The following is a 6709-nucleotide window of genomic DNA, read 5'->3' on the forward strand; positions in this document are numbered from 1 at the left end:
CGGCTTGCGCTGGCTCACGCCGTAGCGTTGGCATGGACGCGGCGGAGGATGCCGTTCCTCTACTGATGGGCGTTTCTGCCTCATCTTCAAACCAGACGGACTTCATGCACGAGAACCGGAGTAAACGGGTGGCCAGGTCGGTAGCTCGGCGGCCACGAAGACGCGCGTATGAGGGTGAATAGCTTGAAAACGGGCAAGCGCAAAGGTCACCCAACGACGCAGATCATCTCTAAACGCCCTCTAAGAGCGGCGCCATCGGTGAACCGGTCGACGGCGTCGCGCATCTCCCAGGTCCAGTACTCGTCGTGGCCGACGATGACGGCACAGGCGTAGCCGTCGAGGGAGGGAAGGATCCTCGTGAAGGTCGTGCTGGGTGAGGCGGTCGAGCTGATAGCGGTTCTCCCCGGCCCAGGCGGTAAACGGCCGGAATCTGAATCGGACTTCGGCTACCCGGACTGCGCGGCTCTGCTTCTCTTGGTTCCGGCGACGGTACTTCGGCTGGAGGGAGTGCCCTTCGATTCCCGAATCGACCGAGCCCTCGACAGCGCCCGCCCGGAACGAGCGCGCGAGCCGCTCGCGTCCGTTTCACCTGGCAGCGTGCAGGTCACAACCATCCGGAGCGCTGTGCCTGCAAGGCCATCTGGAAGCGGTTCGCGGCGCCCAGCTGGGCCATCAGGATCTGCAGGCGGCGGAACAGTGTGCGGCGGCTGATTCCCAGCTCGCGGGCGATGACGTCGTCGCTCGCGCCGCCCGCGAGGAGCCACAGCAGTCGACGGTCGGCGGGTGGCAGACCACCCGGCCGCGTGGTGCGGCCATGGAACGGCAGGGCATTCTGCCAGGACTGCTCGAACAGCGCCACGAGAGCGGAGAGCAGGCCGCAAGGCTGCACGACCAGCATGGTGTTGTGTACGTCGGCCTCTTTGATCGACAATGACACGAGCGCGTACGCCTCGTCGATGATCACGAGTTTGACCGGTACCGACGGCAGTACCCTGACCTGCTCGCCGGCCTTGATGCACGGTTCGATGACCTCCTTCAGGTGGCCCGGATGCTCCAGTGACTCCCGCGAGTACACGACACGCTGCGTCACACCGCGGGCAAGCGTGGCCAGCGCGTCGTCCGTGGCTCCGGACAAGGGGAAGTACGGCGGTGACTCGAACTGCCGGATCTGATCCCGGGCGCTCGCCCAAGCGTGACGAATCCTGGGGCCGATGGCCTCGCCGGTGACGACCTCGACGAGATTGTCGTTGTACGCGGCGAGCCGCTGCCGCCGGAACGACTCGAACGCGCCCCCGACGGTGATGCGCGACTCCTCGACCTCGGCCGCCCGGTGCCGGGCGAGGATCTCCAGGCCCGCGGCGGGCGGAACCGGGGCCACCATGTCCCCGCCTTCCTCGGCGGCACTGGCCAGACCGGCGTCGACCAGCGCACCGTACGCCTTGGCCAGTTCCGCACCGCCCAGACCGGACGCGGCCTCGATCGCACTCAACGGAGCGGGCGCCAGTTCGAGCAACGCCAGATAGACCCGGCTCGCCGCGTGATCGATTCCCAGAAGCCGGAGAGCCTCGCCGAGTTTCACGTTCGTCATATGTCTCATTGTCGACGATTCCGGTCAGGGCTGTGGCCGATCCGTGCCAGTGGCACTCCTGGGCACCGGGCGCGCGCGGTGCGGGGTACCGTCCGGGAGCCGCCGACGAACGGTGGCAGCGAGGGTACCCGAGCCGCACCGGGAGCAAGGCCGTCCGTACGGCTCACTCCGTCCCTCGCCGCTGAGGAAACCCACCCGGAAAGAAGGTGTACGCCGTGGCGAAAGGCCGCAAGAACGGTCTCTACTCAGGGATCTCCGAGGAACTGTCTGCTTTGATGCGGACGGGGTGGGAGGACACCGAGCGGCACGACCTGCGGCCCGGCGAGCAGGCCCCGTACGCGGACCGCCGCCGCGCCGCGCTCTCCGCGCGCTTCCCCGGCGAACGTCTTGTCATCCCCTCGGGGAATCTCAAGGTCCGTTCCAACGACGACACCTACCCGTTCCGGCCGTACTCGGGCTACGTACACATGACCGGGGACCAGGCCCGGGACGGCGCTCTCGTCCTCGAACCCCGCACGGACGGCGGCCATGACGCCTACTGCTACCAGCTGCCGCGGGACAGCCGGGACAACGACGAGTTCTGGACCGGCCCCACGGCGGAGCTGTGGATGGGCCGGCGCCGCTCCCTCGCCGAGTCGGAGCTCGTGCTCGGTCTGCCGTGCCGGGACGTCCGTACGGCGGCCGATGACCTGACCGCCGCCTCCGGCGCGCCGACCCGGATCGTCCGCGGTCTCGACCCGTCCCTGGAGGCCGCCGTCACCACCGAGGAGGAGCGTGACGCCGAACTCGAAGAGGCGCTCAGCGATCTCCGCCTCGTCAAGGACGACTGGGAGATCGCCGAGCTCCGCAAGGCCGTGGACTCCACGGTGCGCGGATTCACCGATGTGATCGGTGAGCTCTCCACAGCGATCGCGTCGTCCGAGCGGTGGATCGAAGGCACGTTCTTCCGCCGCGCACGCCTTGAGGGCAATGCCGTCGGCTACGGCTCGATCTGCGCCGCGGGCGAGCACGCCACGATCATGCACTGGACCGACAACGACGGCCCGGTGCGCCCCGGCGACCTGCTCCTGCTCGACGCCGGCGTGGAGACGCACACCCTCTACACCGCTGATGTCACGCGCACGCTTCCGATCAACGGCATCTTCACGCCCCTGCAGCGCAAGGTCTACGACGCGGTGTACGAGGCCCAGGAAGCCGGTATGGCAGCGGTCAAACCGGGTGCCGCGTACCGGGACTTCCACGAGGCGTCCCAGCGTCATCTGGCGGCCCGGCTGGTCGAGTGGGGCTTCATCGAGGGCCCGGCCGACCGTGCGTACGAGCTCGGCCTCCAGCGCCGCTTCACCATGGCGGGCACCGGCCATATGCTCGGTCTGGACGTCCACGACTGCGCGCAGGCCAGGAACGAGGAGTACGTCGGCGGCGTGCTGGAGCCGGGCATGGTTCTCACCGTGGAGCCTGGCCTGTACTTCCAGCCGGACGACCTCACCGTGCCCGAGGAGTGGCGCGGCATCGGCGTCCGGATCGAGGACGACCTGGTCGTCACCGAGAGCGGTCACGAGAACCTGTCCGCGGGCCTGCCGAGGTCGGCGGACGAGGTCGAGGCGTGGATGGCCCGGTTCGCGGGCTGACAGCGTCGCAGCAGAAACCGGGCGTACTGGCCGCGGGCGTGGTCGACGCGAGGGTCCGATCAGCGGGGCCCGGCCGAGGCGGTGACCGCCGCCGCTCGTGCGGCGGTCACCCGGGCACATCGCCACGCAGCAGCATGGTGGCCAGTGCCAGGGCGTTTCCGCGCGCGGAGACGATATCGAGGCCGGTGTGCCCGCAGGCGGCGGGGTCGGTGAGTCCATTCGGACTCTTCGCCTTCCGCCCCTTCGCCTTCCAATCCTTCGCCTTCCAATCCTTCGCCCTCCGACCCCTTCGCTCTTGGGTGCTTCCTCGTCGGCTGGGACGAGGCCGCTGACCTGTGCGGACAGAGCGCGTACTTGGTGGTCGCCGACCTGGGCTGTGACGCAGGTACGGCAGCGCCAAGGGCACTCGTCCCTGAACCGTTTCAGAATGAGAGTTCGAGTCAGCTCAGCGGGTCAGCGGAGGCCGGCCTCGGTGGCCGGAGCCCGTGCGGTCAGGAGGAGGTCCTCGTAGGTATGGTGGCGGCGGGTGGTGGTGCGGTGGTGCAGCAGGCCGGCCGCGCGGACGTGCTGACCGGCGTCGATGAGGGCGCGGGCGAGGGTGTCCTGGATGATCTCGCGCCCCACCCGCACTCCGCCGATCTGTTCCGTCTTCTCACCCAGGCCGCTCAGCAGGTCCACTGCGGCGCGGGGGCGGCCTGCGGTGATCTCCGCCAGAGCTTGCACCACGGGGGCCAGGACCTCGCGGAACTCGGGGCGTTCGTCGGTGGCGGCCCGGCGGGCCAGGGTGTGCAGGTCGTCGGTCGCGGTCTCCAGGGCCAGGGCCAGGTTGAAGGTGTGGAAGGCCTCCGCCATTCCGCCCGGTGCGGCGAGCAGTTCCCGGACCTGGTCCGGATCGCTGCGGCCGGCCGGGGACTGTCCGACCAGGAGCAGGCGCCAGTTCGTCGCGGCCCGCATGCCGACGTCCGTACGCGCCAGTGCATTGTCCGCCCGGCGGCGCGCGTCCGCGAAGTCACCGCAGGCAATGGACTGCAGAGCGGCTGCCAGTTCAGGTGCCGTGACTGCACCGCCTGCGGGTCTGCCCGCAGCCACTGGTCCAGGAAGTCGGCGCAGGCCCGGCCGGCCCCGAGTTCGTGTTCGGCGTGCGCGAGGGCGTGCACGGCCACACCCGAGCGGGGGCGCAGGGCCAGTGCCTGTCCGGCCAGCTCGTGCGCCTCCCGCACCCGGCCCTGCTCCGCCCGGGTCGATGCCAGCCAGCTCATCCAGGGCCAGCTCTCCGGGCCGGCCAGCGCCGCCTGCTGCTCCATCAGAGCATCGCCGTGCGCATGGTAGACGGCGTCCCCACACGCGGAGAACGCGCCCAGCATGAGACCGGCCAGCTCATCGGCGGGCCAGCGGTCGAAGTGGCCCACCAGGTGATCGGCCGTCAGCCGGTACTGCCGATGTGCATGAAGGAACACCCCGTACACAAGGCTCGCCTCCCGCTCACCGACGGCCAGCGCGTCCCGGTGCGCGATCACCAGTTGTTCCTTCAGTACGGCGTCATCCCAGCAGTCCCCGGTCGCCAGCGACAGCAGCGCCCGCGCCACACCACAGCCCGGGTCCGAGCCGACCCACTGGCGCAGCAGAGCCCGTGTCCGCCCGCTCAGGGAGAGCAGTGCTTCCACGGCCCGCTCCTCCACCGGTGTGCACTCCGCTGCTCCGCTCACCGGCCCGTTCACACACTGGACATGAACAGGGCTGTGCAGACGATGCCACTGTTGCCGCAGTGGTTGCGCGGCAGGGATTCAGCCGAGCGCTCCGGCCGCGGGCCACGGTGAGTGGCTGGAACGCAGCACCCACTGCCCAGGGCTCCTGCGTCGAGTCGACCCCGCACTGAGGCCCCCTGGCCTCAACCACGTCGAGGGCCCCCGTTCTCATACCTCATCGCCTCGGGTCGCGCCCCTCCAACACGCCGCGCTGGAGTATGGCGCCGAAGGCGATGGCTTCCTCGGAGAGCCGTCACAGACAGCGAAGCTCTCCCGGCTCCGTCGCCCCGGCAGCCTGCCGGAACTGTGTGACGGTCGGGCTGTCCGTCCAGATGGGACGGGGCCGCGTCGTCCACGTGGATGTCGTGGCCGAGGTGCTCGGCGAGCGCTGCGGCGAGCCGCAGCAGGCCGGCCTCGGACCCGTGGGTCATTGGCTGTCCGGCTGGGGCAGGGCTGGGACGGTCTACGGATAGCCGATAGCCTCGATCTCGGCCGTCAGTTGTTCGGGCGTCACGTCGGGGTTGAGCGCCGCCACGACCTCTGGGGTCAGCGGACGCATCGCGTAGATGTGGCGTACGGAATCGAGGTCCACCGGGGTCTCGTAGTAACTCCGGGCCCAGCTGGCGAACTCCTCGGGCGCACCGTCCACGAGGAAGGAGAACAGGTACGACGCTCCATCGGGGTCGCTGCCTCCGCCGTCGTACTCGATCTGTCCCGTACGCCACCTGTCGTCGCCGGTCTCGCGCCACAGGCAGGCCGTCATATACGGAGTCCCGTCCGCGGCGAAGGACGGCTCCTCGACGCAGGACCGGAACACCTCCGGCACCGAGTCCACGACTCCCGGCCAGACACTCCCGTCACCGGCGTACGGGCTCATGGGCGACTCGTGATCGAACCCGCGGATGTACACACCCTCGGGCGAGAAGATGACCGAGTACTCGTCGCCTGCTCCATTGTCCATCCATCCCAGTTCGCGCCCTGGGGACCAGTGGGCATCGAATCCATGGCGGCGGTACGGGCCACCGGGCGCGAGGATCGCCTCCACCATCGCCATGGAGCGGCACCGGTCACGCAAGGCCGGGATCTCGGGAAGTCGCCGTGCGACGTCATAAACGGTCATGCCCGCATTTCAGCAGACGCCTACGCCAATCGGACGCCCAGCTGTTGGTGTCCGCTGCCGTGAACCGGCATGAACGCACACAAGTACTGACCACTGGCCCACGCCTGGAAGAAGGCGAAGGGAGCCACGGATTCAGCTCCCGGTCTCCCGACCGCGTCAGGGCCGGCGCGTGCTCGCCCCTTCACCATCCCTGAGCGAACAGTCTCTTCGAAATGTGCCGCTGTGGACGTGTGGTGCCGAAACGCCGATCGGATGACTTCGCGACCCGATCACCACTGTGTGCTGCTCGGTATCCCGTCATGGAATCACGACGTGCACTGCCTCGACGCCGTGGTGCCGTCTCAGCTCTCCGATGCTGTCGAGAACAAGAACGAGACGAAGACTGGTGGCAGTTCGGCGGTATTGCCCGACGCCCCGTACCGGGCGGCAGCCGGCACCATCAACCGCGTACTCGCCGTCCTGCCACGCGACCCACACCGAAGCCGCCTACGAACAGATCCACACAACCTGGTCCACGGCCCGTACTGTCAAGCCCGGGTCTGTCAAACGAGCGGTGTAACTCAGGTTGTTGGAGTTACTGGCGTGCTGCGGAGAGCCGGCCGTCGAAGGTGATGTCGAAGGCGTTGAG

6 protein-coding genes are annotated in these 6709 nt (G+C 68.8%); 2 read left to right on the top strand and 4 right to left on the bottom strand.

What is annotated here, in order from left to right; all coding sequences use genetic code 11:
* Positions 1-206: 206 nt before the first annotated feature.
* Both ACFVX4_RS41305 and ACFVX4_RS41310 read right to left on the bottom strand, forming a co-directional pair.
* Entirely contained in the window at positions 207-392 is a 186-nt protein-coding gene (locus tag ACFVX4_RS41305) for a N,N-dimethylformamidase beta subunit family domain-containing protein (RefSeq protein WP_389988444.1), read from the bottom strand.
* A 212-nt stretch (positions 393-604) separates the two neighbouring features.
* Entirely contained in the window at positions 605-1588 is a 984-nt protein-coding gene (locus tag ACFVX4_RS41310; RefSeq protein ID WP_389988428.1) for a LuxR family transcriptional regulator, read from the bottom strand.
* A gap of 215 nt (positions 1589-1803) precedes the next feature.
* On the opposite strand from ACFVX4_RS41310, the gene ACFVX4_RS41315 reads away from it, so the two are divergent.
* The gene (locus tag ACFVX4_RS41315; protein WP_389988431.1) at positions 1804-3216 is read left to right on the top strand and encodes an aminopeptidase P family protein; all 1413 of its coding nucleotides are present in this window, start codon (positions 1804-1806) and stop codon (positions 3214-3216) included.
* Between the two features lie 453 nt (positions 3217-3669).
* On the opposite strand, the gene ACFVX4_RS41320 is transcribed toward ACFVX4_RS41315, so the two are convergent.
* Positions 3670-4170, bottom strand: coding sequence for a hypothetical protein (locus tag ACFVX4_RS41320; RefSeq protein ID WP_389988434.1), 501 nt, complete (start codon positions 4168-4170; stop codon positions 3670-3672).
* 1099 nt (positions 4171-5269) lie between these two features.
* On the opposite strand from ACFVX4_RS41320, the gene ACFVX4_RS41325 reads away from it, so the two are divergent.
* A complete protein-coding gene (locus tag ACFVX4_RS41325) occupies positions 5270-5434 on the top strand; it encodes a hypothetical protein (protein ID WP_389988437.1) in 165 nt (54 codons plus the stop codon).
* Here ACFVX4_RS41325 and ACFVX4_RS41330 read toward each other — a convergent pair.
* The gene (locus ACFVX4_RS41330; RefSeq protein WP_389988440.1) at positions 5425-6081 is read right to left on the bottom strand and encodes a hypothetical protein; all 657 of its coding nucleotides are present in this window, start codon (positions 6079-6081) and stop codon (positions 5425-5427) included. The two genes, ACFVX4_RS41325 and ACFVX4_RS41330, sit on opposite strands and share 10 nt — an antisense overlap.
* Between the last annotated feature and the right edge of the window lie 628 nt (positions 6082-6709).

Source organism: Streptomyces sp. NPDC058240 (assembly GCF_042882135.1).
Lineage (GTDB): Bacteria > Actinomycetota > Actinomycetes > Streptomycetales > Streptomycetaceae > Streptomyces.

Excerpts from the sequence above, each read along its gene's own strand:
- ACFVX4_RS41310 (WP_389988428.1), bottom strand. The coding sequence starts at position 1,588 with ATGACGAACGTGAAACTCGGCGAGGCTCTCCGGCTTCTGGGAATCGAT.
- ACFVX4_RS41320 (WP_389988434.1), bottom strand. The coding sequence starts at position 4,170 with ATGCGGGCCGCGACGAACTGGCGCCTGCTCCTGGTCGGACAGTCCCCG.
- ACFVX4_RS41330 (WP_389988440.1), bottom strand. The coding sequence starts at position 6,081 with ATGACCGTTTATGACGTCGCACGGCGACTTCCCGAGATCCCGGCCTTG.